The sequence below is a fragment of the Staphylococcus sp. acrmy genome (genome assembly GCF_022690565.1).
Classification (GTDB): Bacteria; Bacillota; Bacilli; order Staphylococcales; family Staphylococcaceae; genus Staphylococcus; species Staphylococcus caledonicus.
In genome coordinates this window covers 36,026-54,353 of sequence record NZ_JALCVE010000011.1, presented here as the reverse complement: position 1 = coordinate 54,353, position 18,328 = coordinate 36,026, and the positions used below count along the sequence as shown (strand labels likewise).

The following is an 18,328-nucleotide window of genomic DNA, read 5'->3' as shown; positions in this document are numbered from 1 at the left end:
ATAGCAATTGCGAAATCACCTATTGTCCTTTATAATTTATCTTTGTTATTATTAATTAATGAAATTTAGCGATATATTAAGAAAATCCTTTGAAAGGAAGTATAAATATAATGAAGATCCAAGATTATACTAAAGAAATGGTCGATGAGAAATCATTTATCGACATGGCTTATACTTTATTAAATGATAAAGGCACTACTATGAATTTATACGATATTATCGATGAATTTAGAAACCTTGGTCATTATGAATACGAAGAAATTGAAAACCGTGTGGTTCAATTCTACACAGACTTAAATACTGATGGACGTTTTTTAAATGTTGGAGAGAACCAATGGGGATTACGTGATTGGTATTCAGTTGATGATATTGAAGAAAAAATCGCACCAACTATCCAAAAGTTTGATATTCTTGATGACGAAGATGAAGAAGATAAAAACCTTAAATTATTAGGCGAAGATGAGATGGATGATGATACTGATATTCCAGCTCAAACAGATGATCAAGAAACGTTAGATGATAGTGAAGATGATCAAGTAGAAGATGAAATTGCTGAATCTGATCTTGTTATTCAAGAAGACGACGAAGATCTCGATGATGACGAAGATGAACTTGACGAAGAAGAAGATAAAGATTTTAATAACTAAAATTTAGTTTTGATTGACTTTTATTAAAAAGATGATAGAATTTTATTTGGGCTCCTTTAAATAGGACACGTGTATAAATTCTATACGCTCCCCTTACAGTTATGTGAGAGGGAGCGATTTTTTTATTTAATAAATCTTAAAAATATAAATAATTGTTGAGCAAGGAAGCATCCCTTTATAAACTAGGAGGTCAAGAAATGACAAAATTTATTTTTGTAACAGGTGGAGTAGTGTCGTCATTAGGTAAAGGTATTACTGCCGCTTCTCTAGGAAGATTATTAAAAGATAGAGGTCTTAAAGTAACAATTCAAAAATTCGACCCATATTTAAACGTTGATCCAGGTACGATGAGTCCATATCAACATGGTGAAGTATTTGTTACAGACGATGGCGCTGAAACTGATTTAGACTTAGGACATTATGAACGTTTTATCGATATTAATTTAAATAAATACTCTAATGTGACAGCTGGTAAAGTGTACTCACATGTTTTAAAGAAAGAACGTCGTGGCGATTATTTAGGTGGAACAGTGCAAGTTATCCCACACATTACTAATGAAATTAAAGAGCGTTTATTATTAGCTGGTGAAAGTACAAATGCCGACGTGGTTATCACTGAAATTGGTGGGACAACTGGAGATATTGAATCTTTACCGTTCATAGAAGCGATTCGTCAAATTAGAAGTGACCTTGGTCGTGAAAATGTGATGTATGTACACTGTACATTATTACCATACATAAAAGCGGCTGGTGAAATGAAGACTAAACCAACACAACACAGTGTTAAAGAATTACGTGGCTTAGGTATTCAACCAGATTTAATTGTTGTACGTACAGAATATGAAATGACTCAAGACTTAAAAGATAAAATTGCGTTATTCTGTGATATTAAAAAAGAAAGTGTTATTGAGTGTAGAGATGCATCTTCTTTATATGAAATTCCATTACAATTAAGCGCTCAAGACATGGATGACATTGTTATTCGACGTTTAGATTTAGATGCCAAATATGATACGCAATTAGATGAATGGCAATACTTATTAGACACAGTGAATTCATTAGATGGCACGATTACTATTGGTTTAGTAGGTAAATACGTCAGCTTGCAAGATGCGTATTTATCAGTAGTTGAATCATTAAAACACGCTGGTTATCCATTGAAAAAAGATGTAGTTGTAAAATGGATTGATTCAAGTGAAGTGACTGATGAAAATGTCGCTGAATACTTAAGCGATGTTGATGGTATTTTAGTGCCAGGTGGTTTTGGCTTTAGAGCAAGTGAAGGTAAAATTTCTGCGATAAAATATGCTCGTGAAAATAATGTACCTTACTTCGGTATTTGTTTAGGTATGCAATTAGCAACGGTTGAATTTGCACGTAATGTATTAGGTTTAGAAGGTGCACATTCAGCAGAATTAGATTCAAATACACCGTATCCAATTATAGATTTACTTCCTGAACAGAAAGACATCGAAGATTTAGGTGGTACGTTACGTCTTGGATTATATCCATGTGCCATTAAAGAGGGTACGTTAGCACATCGAATTTATGGCGAAACAAGCATTGAAGAAAGACACCGTCATCGTTATGAATTTAATAACGAATTTAGAGAACAATTAGAAGAGAATGGTATGGTCTTCTCAGGTACTAGCCCAGATGGTCGATTGATTGAAATGGTAGAAATTCCTGAAAATGATTTCTATCTAGCTTGTCAATTCCACCCAGAATTCTTATCAAGACCTAATAGAGCACAACCTATTTTCAAAGCATTTGTAGAAGCAGCTTATAAACATCAAAATAAATAAAATATAAGAGGTTGGAACAAAACGTTTATGATTTGTACATAAACGGCTAATGTTCCAACCTCTATTTTGTTATGTTATAAATCTAAATCACGCGTCATTTCTATCATCTGTGTATATATCTCATAGTAAATATAATTAAATGCCATTGTATGAGGTTGCACAATTTTATCATAGTCTTCCGTATAAACAATCGGACGTGGCGTTGATAAATTAACGAAATGCATAAATTGCTCAGGAAAATCATCTTCCTTAGGATGATTACATATTAATACAAAATCTATGTCATTAGCGATTAACGCTTTGACATCTTGAGCAACGTCATCCGTATAAAATGGTGAAAATAGAAAAACACGATCAGTTGAATCAATCTCACTAAAAGACTGAAGTGATGATAATTGCTTACTAGATTTGAGTTTTTCTTCGCTCTCTAAAATAAACGATTCAAAGAATTTTAAATCACCATAACCTTTAACATAGACATAGCCTTCGCCACCAATCGCTTGCATTAAACACTGACCGGCCATTTGTATATCAAGTGCTTGATTTTCTAAACGGTTAAAGACACCGATAAGTTGAGTATGTAATATTTTAGACATGATTATCCTCCATTTCATAAGTATTGTAATGAAACATGACATTTAATGCAATGTCCTACTATTACCTAAATAATTAATATTTTTGCCTAATACGCTCTATATAACTTAAGTTTAATTTTTTAAATGGGTATAAACATGCAATTAAAAAAATTTTCTGATATAATGATTTAAAAATCGTGCACTTGCACACAAGGAGGAACTTTCATGCCATTAGTTTCAATGAAAGAAATGTTAATCGACGCGAAAGAAAATGGTTATGCGGTTGGTCAATACAATTTAAATAACTTAGAATTTACACAAGCTATTTTAGAAGCTTCTCAAGAAGAGAACGCTCCAGTTATCTTAGGTGTATCTGAAGGTGCTGCACGTTATATGAGTGGCTTCTACACAGTAGTTAAAATGGTTGAAGGTTTAATGCATGACTTAAACATTACTGTACCAGTAGCTATTCATTTAGATCATGGTTCAAGCTTTGACAAATGTAAAGAAGCTATCGATGCTGGTTTCACATCAGTAATGATTGACGCTTCACATAGTCCATTTGAAGAAAATATTGAAATTACTTCAAAAGTAGTTGAATATGCACATCAACATGGCGTATCTGTAGAAGCTGAATTAGGAACAGTAGGCGGACAAGAAGATGACGTAGTTGGCGGTATTATTTACGCTGATCCAAAAGAATGCCAAGAATTAGTTGAAAGAACTGGTATCGACACATTAGCACCTGCTTTAGGTTCAGTTCATGGTCCATACAAAGGCGAACCTAAATTAGGATTTAAAGAAATGGAAGAAATCGGTGCATCAACTGGTTTACCATTAGTATTACACGGTGGTACTGGTATCCCAACTAAAGATATCCAAAAAGCTATTCCTTATGGTACAGCTAAAATCAACGTCAACACTGAAAACCAAATTGCTTCTGCTAAAGCAGTAAGAGACATTTTAAATAACGATCAAGATGTATACGATCCACGTAAATATTTAGGACCTGCTCGTGAAGCAATCAAAGAAACAGTTAAAGGTAAAATTAGAGAATTTGGTACTTCAAACCGCGCTAAATAAGTATCATTAAATAAATCTTTTAGTATTAGCCTAGGACATAAATAGATGTCTTAGGCTTTTTTGTTGCAGTAAAAACTCAGATAAAGTTTTTATAGTATAAAATAATTTTGAAAGAAAGATACAAGATTTTAATCTACCATTAAGATTTAATCTATATTTTTTAACAATCCAAGAACTCTTGATTAATTATTTTCTAAAAATGTTTTATAATATTTATATATCTTGTTTTATTAGCGTTCAATAGAATTTTTCCGTTAAATTTAAAAGCTAAATGCATCTACGTGTCGACATGATTAACATTTTACAAATAAAGATTTTTTATCTTATAATGCTAATAATATATAATTTTAAAAATGAGAAACAAAGGAGAAAAGACTTATGACTCAAGAGGTAATAAAAATCCGAGGTGGTCAGACGCTTGAAGGAGAAGTCACAATCAGTGGTGCTAAAAATAGTGCTGTAGCGATTATTCCGGCAACGTTACTAGCTCAAGGTCAAGTGAAGTTAGATGGCTTACCACAAATTTCTGATGTAGAGACACTAGTCAGTTTGTTAGAGGATTTAAATATAAAAGCGCGTTTAGATGGCAAACAGTTAGAAGTCGATACTACCGAAATTCAAAATGCGCCACTACCTAATAATAAAGTAGAATCCTTACGTGCATCATATTATATGATGGGAGCGATGTTAGGACGCTTTAAAAAATGTGTGATTGGTTTGCCTGGCGGTTGCCCATTAGGACCTCGTCCAATTGATCAACACATTAAAGGGTTTAAAGCTTTAGGTGCTGAAATTGATGAGTCAAGCGAGACATCTATGAAGATTGAGGCTAAAGAATTACATGGCGCTAATATATTCCTTGATATGGTAAGCGTAGGTGCCACAATCAATATTATGCTTGCTGCTGTCCATGCTAAAGGTCAAACAATTATTGAAAATGCAGCGAAAGAGCCAGAAGTTGTAGATGTTGCTAACTTTTTAAATAGTATAGGTGCAGAAATTAAAGGTGCAGGAACAAGTTCATTAAAAATTAATGGAGTAGAAGAGTTGCACGGCACTGAATATAGTGTCATCCCTGATCGTATTGAAGCAGGAACATATATGTGTATCGCTGCTGCGGTAGGTAAAGAGATATCAATTAATAATATTGTGCCAAAACATGTCGAAGCGCTAACGATGAAATTGAAAGAACTAGGTGCTGACATTGAAATTGATAGCGATGCTGAAAAAGTAATTATTAAACGTCAATCATCATATAAAAACGTTGATATTAAAACATTAGTTTATCCTGGCTTCGCTACAGATTTACAACAACCAATCACGCCGTTATTATTTATGACAGACGGGCCATCATTTGTAACAGAAACAATTTATCCTGCACGTTTCAGACACGTAGATGAATTGAAAAAAATGGGTGCAGATATTGAAGCGGACATGACTGTAGGAACGGCTACTATTAAACCTTCGAAATTACATGGCGCAGAAGTTTATGCAAGTGATTTACGTGCAGGTGCATGTTTAATCACGGCCGGTTTATTAGCTGAAGGTATTACTACAGTATACAATGTTAAACATATTTACAGAGGATATACTGATATAGTTAAAAATTTAAAAACATTAGGCGCAGATATCTGGACTGAACAAATATAAAGATATCTGGTATAATAATTATATTAGATACTAAAAGAGGTTGGCGAATGGTAGTTAAACGCGTGTAACTATGGCTAACCTCTGTAGTACCTACCATGTTTAAGATGTTTTGAATAGAGGTGAAGACAATGGAAATCTGTCCATATCTTGAAGAAACCTTTAAAATTGTTGGTAGAAGTTGGAACGGTTTAATCATTAATTATCTATCTCGATGCACTGATTATACTGCGCACTTTTCCGATATGAAAAGGGATTTGAAGACGATTACCCCACGTGCATTAAGCATAAAATTAACTGATTTAGGTGAATGGGGATTAGTAGAAAAGAAAGTAGTTTCAACTAGTCCAGTATCCATCATTTATGAATTAACTGATAAAGGTAAGGCATTAGCTGAAGCTTTAGCGCCTATGGAAGAATGGGCTAGAAAATACGTTACTCTTGAAGAAGAAGTAAATTCTAAATAATAGAGTATTGAGACTGAGACATTTTTTGTGAAATGTCTCAGTTTTCTGTTGTGTTAGTAGTTGATTGAAAGAAATGAAAGTTCGAATTTCACTTTCTTTATTTCTGTCATCACTCCCTAAGTTTCTACCCTGTTTTTTATTTCTTATTAAAGTGCTATGTTTAATTTTCAACAAAAAGGATACACATAGTATATAACGATTCTTAAGGAGTGAAGAATTGATGAGAAATTATACTCAACAATATATAAATGGCGAATGGATTGATAGTGAGAGCGGAGAAACAATTGACGTTATTAATCCCGCTACTGAAGAAGTTATCGGCAAAGTAGCTAAAGGTAATGAAAAAGACGTTGATAAAGCAGTAGAAGCTGCTAATGACGTATATTTAGAATTTCGCCATAGCTCAGTAAAAGAAAGAAAAGAACTATTAGATAAAATCGTAGAAGAATATAAAAATAGAAAACAAGATATTATTGAAGCCATTACAGATGAATTAGGTGCACCACTTACTATTTCTGAGAATGTGCACTATCAAATGGGCTTAAATCATTTCCAAGAAGCTAGTAGAGCTCTAGAGTCATTTGAATTTGAAGAACGACGTGGAGATGCGCTAGTAACTAAAGAAGCTATTGGAGTAGCAGGTTTAGTTACACCTTGGAACTTCCCAACTAACCAAACATCATTAAAACTTGCAGCGGCATTTGCAGCAGGTAGTCCGGTTGTACTTAAACCTTCTGAAGAAACACCATTTGCAGCGGTAATCTTAGCTGAAATCTTTGATAAAGTAGGCGTACCTAAAGGCGTATTTAACTTAGTTAATGGTGACGGTGAAGGTGTAGGCAATCCTTTAAGTGAACATCCTAAAGTAAGAATGATGTCATTTACTGGTTCAGGCCGTACAGGTTCTAAGATTATGGAAAAAGCTTCTAAAGACTTCAAGAAAGTTTCACTTGAATTAGGTGGTAAATCTCCATATATCGTATTAGATGATGTAGATGTTAAAGAAGCAGCGAAAGCAACTACTGGTAAAGTAGTTAATAATACTGGACAAGTTTGTACAGCTGGTACACGTATTTTAGTTCCAGAAAGTAAAAAAGAAGAATTCTTATCTGCATTAAAAGAAGAATTTAGTAATGTCAAAGTTGGTAACCCTCGTGAAGAAGGTACACAAGTAGGACCAATTATAAGTAAAAAACAATTCGACACAGTGCAATCTTATATCGATAAAGGTATTGAAGAAGGTGCCGAATTACTTTACGGTGGTCCAGGTAAACCAGAAGGCTTAGATACTGGTTACTTCGCAAGACCAACAATCTTTATCAATGTAGATAATGATATGACAATTGCGCGAGAAGAAATTTTCGGACCAGTTGCTTCAGTCATTACTTATAACGATTTAGACGAAGCAATTAAAATCGCTAATGATACTGAATATGGCTTAGCTGGTTATGTCATTGGTAAAGATAAAGACACACTTCAAAAAGTGGCACGTTCAATTGAAGCTGGCAGAATAGAAATTAATGAAGCTGGCGCTCAACCTGACTTACCATTTGGTGGTTATAAACAATCAGGTATCGGTCGTGAATGGGGCGACTACGGTATTGAAGAATTCTTAGAAGTGAAATCAATAGCTGGTTATTTTAAATAATTTAAGCAATTAATTAATATATCAAATATAACAGTGCATGGGACCTATTTAGTTCCATGTGCTGTTTTATTTTTTGAAATTTATTAAAATCATTTTGTATTTAAATTGAAAATTTGCTATATTAATTCTAGTATTTAAGACTTTTAATAATTAAAAAATTGTACTGTGCGTTATTCGATTTTGCATTTTCATAAAAAGACAATTAGAATAAACACTTACATTATCAATAAGTCTTTAGAAAAATTTAAGAAATGGGTGCAGTTTATGCCTGAAAAAGAACGTACATCTCCACAATATGAATCGTTTCATGAATTATATAAAAACTACACAACTAAAGAACTGACACAAAAAGCAAAATCGCTCAAGCTTACAAATTATAGCAAATTGAATAAAAGTGAACTCGTTCTAGCTATTATGGAAGCTCAAATGGAAAAAGATGGCAATTACTATATGGAAGGCGTATTAGATGATATTCAACCTGATGGCTACGGATTCTTAAGAACCGTAAACTATTCAAAAGGTGAAAAAGATATCTATATTTCCGCTAGTCAAATCCGTCGTTTCGAAATTAAACGAGGAGATAAAGTGACTGGTAAAGTTCGTAAGCCTAAAGATAATGAGAAATATTACGGTTTACTTCAAGTTGACTTTGTAAATGACGAAAATGCAGAAGTAGTCAAAAAACGTCCTCACTTCCAAGCTTTAACACCTCTTTATCCTGAGGAAAGAATCGTATTAGAAACAGATCCCCAAAATTATTCAACACGTATTATGGATTTAGTAACTCCAATCGGTCTCGGTCAACGTGGACTTATAGTTGCTCCTCCAAAAGCCGGCAAGACATCATTACTTAAAGAAATCGCCAATGCTATTAGTACTAATAAACCAGATGCAAAGTTATTTATTCTATTAGTTGGTGAACGTCCTGAAGAGGTGACTGATATTGAACGTTCAGTAGAATCAGCTGAAGTTGTGCATTCTACGTTTGATGAGCCACCTCAACATCACGTTAAAGTAGCAGAGTTATTACTTGAAAGAGCTAAACGTCTTGTTGAAATAGGCCAAGATGTAATTATTTTAATGGACTCAATTACACGTTTAGCGCGTGCTTATAACCTTGTTATTCCTCCAAGTGGTAGAACCTTATCAGGAGGATTAGATCCGGCTTCACTACATAAGCCTAAAGCATTCTTTGGGGCTGCTCGTAATATTGAAGCTGGTGGAAGCTTAACTATTTTAGCGACTGCTCTAGTAGAAACTGGTTCTCGTATGGACGATATGATTTATGAAGAATTCAAAGGAACAGGTAACATGGAACTTCATCTTGATCGTAAATTATCAGAACGTCGTATCTTCCCAGCAATTGATATTGGTAGAAGTTCAACACGTAAAGAAGAATTGCTTATTAGTAAATCTGAACTTGAATCACTATGGCAGTTAAGAAACATGTTTACTGATTCTACGGACTTTACTGAACGATTTATTAGAAAATTAAAACGTTCAGAAAACAATAAAGAATTTTTCCAACAGTTACAGAAAGCTGCAAAAGAAAGCACTAAAACGGGCAAGCCGATTATCTAATGAATATCGGTTTGAGGGTTGCGTTTTAAAGTAATAACGATTATAATTACCAAGTATTGGGTGAAAAACTCACAAACAACTCTGTTCCGGATGGTTCAGGGCAAAGGAGCTGAAAATAAAATGAGACAAGGAATTCATCCTGAATACCACAAAGTAATCTTTTTAGATACTACAACTAACTTCAAGTTTTTAAGTGGTTCAACTAAAACATCTTCAGAAACTATGGAATGGGAAGATGGAAATGAATACCCAGTTATTCGTTTAGACGTATCTTCTGATTCACATCCATTCTACACTGGACGTCAAAAATTCGCTGCTGCGGATGGTCGTGTGGAACGTTTCAACAAAAAGTTTGGTCTCAAATCAAACAACAACTAATTGTAAGTTTAAACTGTCTGCCTAATCTATTGTATATAGAATTGTGTAGGCAGTTTTTTTATTTACCATATTTTTATTCGCAAAGTACTACATAACTATAAAAATATGACTAAGTTAAACTATTCAATTTATTATAATTTTCAGTCTGTATGAGTTATACATAAAGTAATTTATAATATATAGAAATATGATATAATTAAGCGATTATGTTTTGATAAAGGTGGAACTTATAATGTATGAAACTTACCATTCTGGTTGGATTGAATGCATTACTGGAAGTATGTTTAGCGGTAAATCTGAAGAGTTAATTCGCAGATTACGTAGAGGAATCTATGCCAAACAGAAAGTAGTAGTGTTTAAACCGGCTATCGACAACCGTTACCATAAAGAAAAAGTAGTCTCACATGATGGTAATGAGCTAGAAGCCATTAATATTTCATCAGCAAGAGATATTTTACTTCATGATTTAGCTCATGTAGATGTTATAGGTATAGATGAAATTCAATTTTTTGATAAAGAAATCGTTAATATTGTTGAAAAGCTCGCAGATGATGGGCATAGAGTGATTGTAGCTGGATTGGATATGGATTTCCGTGGAGAGCCATTTGAACCAATGCCACAAATTATGGCAGTAAGTGAACAAGTTACTAAATTACAAGCCGTATGTGCCGTATGTGGTGTTTCTTCAAGCAGAACTCAACGTTTAATCAATGGAGAACCTGCTAAAATAGACGATCCAACAATTTTAGTTGGTGCTAATGAAAGTTATGAGTCTAGATGTAGAGCACATCATATTGTTGCACCAAGTACTAACGATGAGGAGGAATTATAGTGTTTGATCAATTAGATATTGTTGAAGAAAGATATGAACAATTAAATGAAATGTTAAGTGATCCAGAGATCGTTAATGATTCTGATAAATTACGTAAATATTCTAAAGAACAAGCTGATCTTCAAAAAACAGTAGATGTTTATAGAGATTATAAAAGTAAAAAAGAAGAGCTTGAAGAAATAGAAGAAATGTTAAATGAAACAGACGATAAAGAAGAAATCGATATGTTAAAAGAAGAAAGCTCAAGTTTGAAATCAGCTATTCCAGAACTTGAAGAAGAGCTTAAATTCTTATTAATCCCTAAAGATCCAAATGATGACAAAGATGTTATCGTTGAAATTAGAGCAGCAGCAGGTGGAGACGAAGCGGCCATCTTTGCTGGAGATTTATTAAGAATGTACACAAAATATGCCGAGTCTCAAAATTTCAAAACTGAAATTGTAGAAGCAGCTGAAAGTGACCATGGCGGTTACAAAGAAATTAGTTTCTCAGTTTCTGGAAACGGCGCTTATAGTAAGTTGAAGTTTGAAAATGGCGCACATCGTGTACAACGTGTACCTGAAACTGAATCTGGTGGTCGTATTCATACGTCAACTGCTACAGTAGCAGTATTACCTGAAGTTGAAGACGTTGAAATTGAAATTCGTAATGAAGATTTAAAAGTTGATACGTATCGTTCAAGTGGTGCGGGTGGTCAGCACGTCAATACAACAGACTCTGCTGTACGTATTACCCACATACCAACGGGTGTTATTGCGACGTCATCTGAAAAATCTCAAATTCAAAACCGTGAAAAAGCGTTAAAAGTATTAAAAGCACGTTTATATGACATGAAATTACAAGAAGAACAACAAAAATATGCGGCACAACGTAAGTCAGCTGTAGGTACAGGTGACCGTTCTGAACGTGTAAGAACATACAACTATCCACAAAGTCGTGTCACAGACCACCGTATTGGATTAACATTACAAAAGTTAGATCAAATTATGGAAGGTAAGTTAGATGAAATTATTGATGCATTAACACTTTCAGAACAAACTGATAAATTGAAAGAATTAAATAATGGCGAGCTTTAAAGATAAACTGCATCAAGCCATTGGTTTAGCAACTGAAAAAGGTTACGAGCAAGCTCGGGCAGAATGGTTAATGCTAGATTTATTTGGATGGTCAAGAACGGACTATTTAATTCATATGTATGATGAAATGACAAAAGCTGAAGAAGCGAAGTTTTCACTTGCTTTAGAACGCATGTTAACAGGTGAACCGATACAATATATTGTTGGATTTCAATCGTTTTATGGCTATCGATTTCAAGTAAACCAGCATTGTTTAATTCCTCGTCCAGAAACTGAAGAAGTGATGCTTCACTTTTTGGAAAATTGCAAAGATCAAGCGACTATAGCTGATATAGGGACAGGAAGTGGCGCAATAGCGCTTACTTTAAAAAAATTGAACCCTAGTTTAAACGTTATTGCTACAGACTTAGTTCAAGAGACGTTAGACTTAGCAATAGATAACGCCTATGATTTAAATGTAGATGTTGATTTTTTAAAGGGAGATGCTTTGAAACCACTGATTAAACGTAATATTAAATTAGATGGTTTAATTTCAAATCCACCTTATATTAATTTTGATGACAAAGATGATATGGTAGATACAGTAGTTAAATATGAACCACACGTGGCTTTATTCGCGAAAAATAAAGGCTATGCTATTTATGAAGCTATACTTGATGATTTACCAAAAGTATTAAATGACAATGCATACGTAACATTTGAGATTGGTTACAATCAAGGCGAGAGATTAAAGGAAATCATTTTAAATAAATATCCGAATATTACTGTGAACGTGATTAAAGATATTAATGGCATTGATAGAATTGTGTCATTTAAATGGTAAACAGAGTGAAGTTACTTATCTAATTGAAAATGTTGGGTGAGTAACTTCTTGTTATATTAAATAATAATATGGGAGGAAAGGAGCACAGGTTATGCAAACAACGATTTGGGATATGCGCGAATATAAAGAAATGCCATTGACATTCTCCGGATTAAAACGCATAAAAGAAATTTATGAGCAGGGCGGTTTAGTTGCGATTCCCACTGAAACTGTATACGGACTGGGAGCCAATGCGAGAGATGAGCAAGCAGTGACACGTATTTATGAAGCGAAAGGGCGACCATCAGATAATCCATTAATTGTACATATACATAGTCAACAACAATTAAAAGATTTTGTGGCTGATGTTACTGAAGAAGTGAAAAAATTTATGGATGTATTTTGGCCTGGACCTATTTCATTTATTTTACCGCTGAAAAAAGGTTATTTGTGCGAGAAAGTCACAGGAGGATTAGACTCTATAGCAGTGCGCATGCCTAGTCATCCTATTGGGCGAGCTATTTTACAATATGTTAACCTGCCTATCGCTGCTCCTAGTGCTAACTTAAGTGGCCGACCATCACCTACGACGTTCCAACATGTATATAATGATTTAAATGGAAAGATAGAGGGGATAGTTAATGGTGATCAAAGTGAAGAGGGATTAGAAAGTACTGTGCTTGATTGTACTCGTTATCCATTTAAAATCGCGCGTCCTGGTGCTATTACTCAAACTATGTTAAACGAAGTCATACCTGATAGTGTTATTTATTACAATTATAATTCTATCGATAAACCAATTGCACCGGGCATGAAGTATAAGCATTATTCTCCAGAGACACCTATTTCTATGGTGACTAATTTAACCCAACCTATTGGAAATGATAAAGATTGGACTAATGTAGCTTTTATTTTGCCAAAAACATTGAAACAATTTATGCCACAGGATGCGATTTTTATCCCTTTATGCGAAGATGAGAATGACATTAAAGGCGCTAATCATAATTTATATCATATCCTTCATATTATTGATGAGGATCCTTCAATTCATAAGGCATTTGTTTATGCTTTTAATGATGAAAATGACTCAGAAGCAATTATGAATCGTATGACTAAAGCTACAGGTAATCATATAGTTAGAGGTGAAGATTTATGAAAATAACATTTGTATGTACCGGTAATACATGTCGCAGTCCGATTGCAGAAAGTATAGCAAAGCGATTATTGAAGAATGACGAAGTTAATTCTAGAGGACTATTTGCTTCTAATGGACAAGCAATCACGCCTGAAGCATTAGAAGTTATTTTAGAAAATGATTTACCAGAACCTTCAACAGCACAACAATTTAGTGAAGAAGATTTGCAAAGTGATTTAATTCTTACAATGACAGAAAATCATAAACAACAATTGAAAAATCTCTATGGAAACCAAGCGCATATATATCAACTAAGTGAATATGTCGGCGAAACAATGGACATTGATGACCCATTCGGAGGCAGTATTGATACGTATCGTGAAACCTTCAATCAATTATATTACTTAATTGATAAATTAACTCATGTTTCATAAAGCGAAATATTATACAAATAGTATATGTCACGTTCTAAATACGTTATAATGAAGAAGTATAGTTAGTTTGCTATGCTTCTTTTAATATGTAATCAAGGGAGAGATGAATATGCAAGAACTTACAACTTTGTTAAATGAATTGAAAGAACAATCATTTTTTAAAGAAGGTGAAATTTGCCTAATTGGATGTTCGACTTCTGAAGTAATAGGTGAAAAGATTGGTTCAGTTGGTTCAATGGATATTGCTAAAGATATTTTTACTTCTCTAGAAGAGGTGAAACAAGACACAGGTGTCTCTTTTGCATTCCAAGGTTGTGAACATATCAATCGATCAATCACTATTGAACGAGAAGATTTCAATCCGTTAACGATGGAAGAAGTCACAGTTGTACCAGATGTGCATGCAGGTGGAAGTCTTGCAACATACGCGTATCAACATATGAAAGATCCAGTAGTTGTTGAGCATATCACTGTTCCTAAGGGTATTGATATAGGCCAAACATTGATTGGAATGCATATTAAACACGTTTGTGTACCGATTAGAACTAGTGTTAAACAAGTAGGCGAAGCTATCGTTACTATTGCCACTTCTAGACCTAAAAAAGTCGGTGGTGAGCGAGCTAAATATGAGTAGTTTATAAAAATAGGGGGAATTTTTATGTCATATATCAAAGATCAAGATAAAGTTATTTATGAGGCCATTCAAAATGAGTACAATAGACAAAACAATAATATCGAACTTATAGCATCTGAAAACTTTGTTTCTGAAGCGGTTATGGAAGCACAAGGTTCTGTAATGACTAATAAATACGCTGAAGGCTATCCTGGACGTCGTTACTATGGTGGTTGTGGCTATATCGATGTTTCTGAAACAATTGCGATTGAACGTGCTAAAGCTTTATTTGGAGCTGAACATGTCAACGTACAACCCCATTCAGGGTCTCAAGCTAATATGGCAGTTTACTTAGTAGCATTAGAAATGGGCGATACAGTACTTGGTATGAATTTAAGCCATGGAGGCCATTTAACACATGGTTCACCAGTAAATTTTAGTGGTAAATTTTATAATTTTGTAGAGTACGGTGTAGATAAAGAAACAGAGAAAATTGACTATGAAGAAGTTCGTAAATTAGCACAACAACACAAACCTAAATTAATTGTTGCCGGTACTTCAGCTTATTCTAGAGAATTAGACTTTAAAAAGTTTAAAGAAATCGCTGATGAAGTTGGTGCTAAATTAATGGTCGATATGGCACATATCGCTGGTTTAGTAGCTGCTGGTTTACATCCTAATCCAGTTGAATATGCTGACTTTGTGACAACGACTACTCATAAAACGTTAAGAGGACCTCGTGGAGGCTTAATTCTTTGTAAAGAAGAATATAAGAAAGAAATTGATAAAACAATTTTCCCTGGTATCCAAGGCGGGCCTTTAGAACATGTTATAGCTGCTAAGGCAGTAGCGTTTGGTGAAGCGTTAGAACAAGATTTCAAAGCCTACCAAGAACAAGTTATTAAAAATGCTCAAGTTTTAGCCAAAACATTACAAGAAGAAGGCTTTAGAATTGTTTCTGGTGGAACTGAGAACCATCTATTGTTAGTTGACGTTAAAAACTCTGTGAATGTAACAGGGAAAGAAGCAGAAGCTACGTTAGATTCTATCGGTATTACGTGTAATAAAAATACTATTCCATTTGATCAAGAAAAAGCTTTCGTTACAAGTGGTATCCGATTAGGTACGCCAGCTGCAACTACTAGAGGCTTTGATGAAGAAGCATTTAAAGAAGTTGGACGTATCATTAGTTTAGCATTGAAAAACCCAAATGATGAGTCAAAATTAAAAGAAGCTAGAGAAAGAGTAACTAGTTTAACTTCGAAACACCCATTATATGAATAAGTGTATTTAAATTGGAGGAAAAGTAATAATGAGCAAAGTACATGTATTTGATCACCCATTAATTCAACACAAATTAAGTTACATTCGCGACGTAAATACTGGGACTAAAGTATTTAGAGAACTTGTCGACGAAGTAGGCATGCTAATGGCTTACGAAGTAACTAGAGATTTAGAACTACAAGACGTTGAAGTTAAAACCCCTGTAACTACTATGACTGCTAAAAGATTAGCAGGTAAAAAACTCGCTATCGTACCTATCCTTAGAGCAGGATTAGGAATGACAGATGGTGTTTTAAGCTTAGTTCCAGCAGCACGTGTTGGCCATATCGGTTTATATCGTGACCCTGAAACTTTAAAAGCCGTTGAATATTTTGTGAAACTTCCACAAGATATTGACGAAAGACAAATCATTGTAGTTGATCCTATGTTAGCAACTGGAGCATCAGCTATTGAAGCGATTAATTCACTAAAAAAACGTGGCGCTAAAAACATTAGATTTATGTGCCTAATTGCAGCATCTGAAGGCGTAGAAAAAATGAAAGAAGCTCATGATGATGTAGATATTTATATAGCAGCATTAGATGAGAAACTTGATGATAAAGCATACATTACACCTGGATTAGGTGATGCTGGAGACAGACTATTCGGCACTAAATAGTGTTAGGAGAATTAAGATATGAGAAAGATTATGACAGTCTTTGGTACAAGACCAGAAGCAATTAAAATGGCACCATTGGTAAAAGCACTAGAAAATGATTCAGTGTTGGAACCAATGATTGTTGTAACTGCTCAACATCGAGAAATGTTAGACTCTGTACTTCAAACTTTTGATATCAAGCCACATTATGATTTAGATGTTATGAAAGAAGGACAAACACTTTCAGAAATTACATCTAGAGCGATGAATCAACTTGAACTAATTATCAAAGATGAACAACCAGATATGGTATTGGTACATGGAGATACAACGACTACATTTTCTGGAGCACTTGCTGCATTTTATAATCAAGTCTCAGTAGGGCATGTGGAAGCAGGATTAAGAACACGTGATAAGTACGCACCTTTTCCTGAAGAGATTAATCGCCAAATGGTAAGTAACATCGCTGACTTACATTTTGCTCCAACTGCTCGTGCAGCAATGAATTTAATTAATGAACAAAAACGTCAAGATTCAATCATTGTTACTGGCAATACAGCTATCGACACCTTAAATCTGACAATTAAAGATGATTATACATCTGAAGTATTGGATGAACATAAGGATAAACGGATTGTCCTATTAACAGTACATCGCAGAGAAAACATTGGACAACCAATGATTAATGTTTTTCGAGCAATTCGAAAATTAGTAGATGATTATGAGGATATAGTGGTAGTTTATCCTATTCATTTAAATCCTAAAGTAAGAGAATTATCTAAAGAATTCCTTGGAGAACATCCACGTATTAAGTTAATTGAACCTTTAGATGTCGTTGATTTTCATAATTTTGCCAGTAAAGCATATCTAATTTTAACGGATTCAGGTGGAGTTCAAGAAGAAGCACCATCATTAAATAAGCCGGTACTTGTTCTTCGAGATGTAACTGAAAGACCTGAAGGGGTAGAAGCGGGCACATTAAAAGTAATTGGTACCAACTTAGATAACGTCTATTCTGAAACTAAGAAATTACTAGACGATTCAACTACGTACCAAACTATGGCCATGACTCAGAACCCTTACGGTGATGGAGAAGCTTCAATTAGAATATGTGATAGTATTAAATATTATTTAGGCCTCTCAAATAAACAACCTAAAGAATTTAAAGGATAAAAGTTAACCTAAAATAAGAACATCTTGTGACGAAATAGCTTTTAAATTGTGCAATAACTTGAATAAAATTGACACACTATATCCCCTATATTATTATTGAAATTGTATGAGTGGAACGGTTTACGTGGTTGTCATAAGTAAATTTGGAGGCATAAATAATGGGGCGTTTCAGCATCATATTTAAACAATTCATTCAATACTATATTTACTTTATTATATTATTGGCTGTTTTGTACGTTATTATTCCTAATCCTTTCATATTGGGGTTAATAATAGGATCATTAGGCTCTTTAATTAATACATACATCTTTGAGCTTTACTTATCTCGGGCTAAACAACCTGATAATCTACATATTTCTACGGGTAATATTTGGAGATACTTAGTCGCTATTATTGCGTGCTTAATATGGTTTTTCTTTAAAGATGATGTGAATATTATTGGAATAATTATTGGTCTCATGATTTCTTATGTAATAATCATTGTACGGCCCTTATTACACAGGGAGTAAAA

The 18,328-nt window shown here is 34.0% G+C and carries 19 protein-coding genes; 18 read left to right on the top strand and 1 reads right to left on the bottom strand.

What is annotated here, in order from left to right:
- The first annotated feature begins 110 nt into the window (after positions 1 to 110).
- Both rpoE and FH144_RS10570 read left to right on the top strand, forming a co-directional pair.
- On the top strand, positions 111 to 647 hold the full coding sequence (gene rpoE, locus FH144_RS10575) for a DNA-directed RNA polymerase subunit delta (protein ID WP_242315741.1): 537 nt from the start codon (positions 111 to 113) through the stop codon (positions 645 to 647).
- Positions 648 to 844: 197 nt separating this feature from the next.
- Entirely contained in the window at positions 845 to 2,452 is a 1,608-nt protein-coding gene (locus FH144_RS10570; RefSeq protein WP_242315739.1) for a CTP synthase, read from the top strand.
- Between the two features lie 74 nt (positions 2,453 to 2,526).
- Here the strand turns inward: FH144_RS10570 and FH144_RS10565 are convergent, their stop codons facing one another.
- Positions 2,527 to 3,048 (bottom strand): DUF2529 family protein, encoded by a 522-nt coding sequence (locus FH144_RS10565; RefSeq protein ID WP_107508007.1) that lies wholly within the window; start codon positions 3,046 to 3,048, stop codon positions 2,527 to 2,529.
- A gap of 204 nt (positions 3,049 to 3,252) precedes the next feature.
- Between FH144_RS10565 and fdaB the strand changes: the two genes are divergently transcribed.
- The 16 genes from fdaB to FH144_RS10485 all read left to right on the top strand — a co-directional run bounded on the left by fdaB (position 3,253) and on the right by FH144_RS10485 (position 18,326).
- A complete protein-coding gene (gene fdaB / locus FH144_RS10560) occupies positions 3,253 to 4,110 on the top strand; it encodes a class IIb fructose-bisphosphate aldolase FdaB (protein ID WP_242315737.1) in 858 nt (285 codons plus the stop codon).
- A gap of 378 nt (positions 4,111 to 4,488) precedes the next feature.
- On the top strand, positions 4,489 to 5,760 hold the full coding sequence (locus FH144_RS10555) for a UDP-N-acetylglucosamine 1-carboxyvinyltransferase (protein ID WP_107508006.1): 1,272 nt from the start codon (positions 4,489 to 4,491) through the stop codon (positions 5,758 to 5,760).
- Between the two features lie 128 nt (positions 5,761 to 5,888).
- A complete protein-coding gene (locus FH144_RS10550; RefSeq protein WP_107508005.1) occupies positions 5,889 to 6,224 on the top strand; it encodes a winged helix-turn-helix transcriptional regulator in 336 nt (111 codons plus the stop codon).
- 220 nt (positions 6,225 to 6,444) lie between these two features.
- Positions 6,445 to 7,872: an aldehyde dehydrogenase family protein gene (locus FH144_RS10545; RefSeq protein WP_242315736.1), complete on the top strand. Its 1,428-nt coding sequence runs from the start codon at positions 6,445 to 6,447 to the stop codon at positions 7,870 to 7,872.
- A gap of 264 nt (positions 7,873 to 8,136) precedes the next feature.
- Positions 8,137 to 9,453 carry a transcription termination factor Rho gene (rho, locus tag FH144_RS10540; protein ID WP_103166224.1) on the top strand — a complete coding sequence of 439 codons (1,317 nt, stop codon included), beginning with the start codon at positions 8,137 to 8,139 and terminating at the stop codon, positions 9,451 to 9,453.
- Between the two features lie 120 nt (positions 9,454 to 9,573).
- On the top strand, positions 9,574 to 9,831 hold the full coding sequence (locus FH144_RS10535) for a type B 50S ribosomal protein L31 (protein ID WP_103166223.1): 258 nt from the start codon (positions 9,574 to 9,576) through the stop codon (positions 9,829 to 9,831).
- Between the two features lie 232 nt (positions 9,832 to 10,063).
- A complete protein-coding gene (locus FH144_RS10530; protein WP_242315734.1) occupies positions 10,064 to 10,663 on the top strand; it encodes a thymidine kinase in 600 nt (199 codons plus the stop codon).
- Positions 10,663 to 11,739: a peptide chain release factor 1 gene (prfA, locus tag FH144_RS10525; protein WP_242315732.1), complete on the top strand. Its 1,077-nt coding sequence runs from the start codon at positions 10,663 to 10,665 to the stop codon at positions 11,737 to 11,739. The genes FH144_RS10530 and prfA overlap by 1 nt, the downstream gene beginning before the upstream one ends.
- A complete protein-coding gene (gene prmC / locus FH144_RS10520; protein WP_242315730.1) occupies positions 11,726 to 12,562 on the top strand; it encodes a peptide chain release factor N(5)-glutamine methyltransferase in 837 nt (278 codons plus the stop codon). The genes prfA and prmC overlap by 14 nt, the downstream gene beginning before the upstream one ends.
- Positions 12,563 to 12,653: 91 nt before the next feature.
- Positions 12,654 to 13,697 (top strand): L-threonylcarbamoyladenylate synthase, encoded by a 1,044-nt coding sequence (locus tag FH144_RS10515; protein ID WP_242315728.1) that lies wholly within the window; start codon positions 12,654 to 12,656, stop codon positions 13,695 to 13,697.
- The gene (locus FH144_RS10510; RefSeq protein ID WP_107507999.1) at positions 13,694 to 14,110 is read left to right on the top strand and encodes a low molecular weight protein arginine phosphatase; all 417 of its coding nucleotides are present in this window, start codon (positions 13,694 to 13,696) and stop codon (positions 14,108 to 14,110) included. Before FH144_RS10515 ends, FH144_RS10510 begins: the two co-directional genes overlap by 4 nt.
- 109 nt (positions 14,111 to 14,219) lie before the next feature.
- A complete protein-coding gene (locus FH144_RS10505; protein ID WP_107507998.1) occupies positions 14,220 to 14,744 on the top strand; it encodes a TIGR01440 family protein in 525 nt (174 codons plus the stop codon).
- A gap of 24 nt (positions 14,745 to 14,768) precedes the next feature.
- On the top strand, positions 14,769 to 16,007 hold the full coding sequence (glyA, locus tag FH144_RS10500) for a serine hydroxymethyltransferase (RefSeq protein WP_242315726.1): 1,239 nt from the start codon (positions 14,769 to 14,771) through the stop codon (positions 16,005 to 16,007).
- 28 nt (positions 16,008 to 16,035) lie between these two features.
- Positions 16,036 to 16,665, top strand: coding sequence for a uracil phosphoribosyltransferase (upp, locus tag FH144_RS10495; protein WP_242315724.1), 630 nt, complete (start codon positions 16,036 to 16,038; stop codon positions 16,663 to 16,665).
- An 18-nt stretch (positions 16,666 to 16,683) separates the two neighbouring features.
- Entirely contained in the window at positions 16,684 to 17,817 is a 1,134-nt protein-coding gene (wecB, locus tag FH144_RS10490; protein WP_242315722.1) for a non-hydrolyzing UDP-N-acetylglucosamine 2-epimerase, read from the top strand.
- Between the two features lie 158 nt (positions 17,818 to 17,975).
- Positions 17,976 to 18,326: an ATP synthase subunit I gene (locus tag FH144_RS10485; RefSeq protein ID WP_107507994.1), complete on the top strand. Its 351-nt coding sequence runs from the start codon at positions 17,976 to 17,978 to the stop codon at positions 18,324 to 18,326.
- The last annotated feature ends 2 nt before the right edge of the window (positions 18,327 to 18,328 follow it).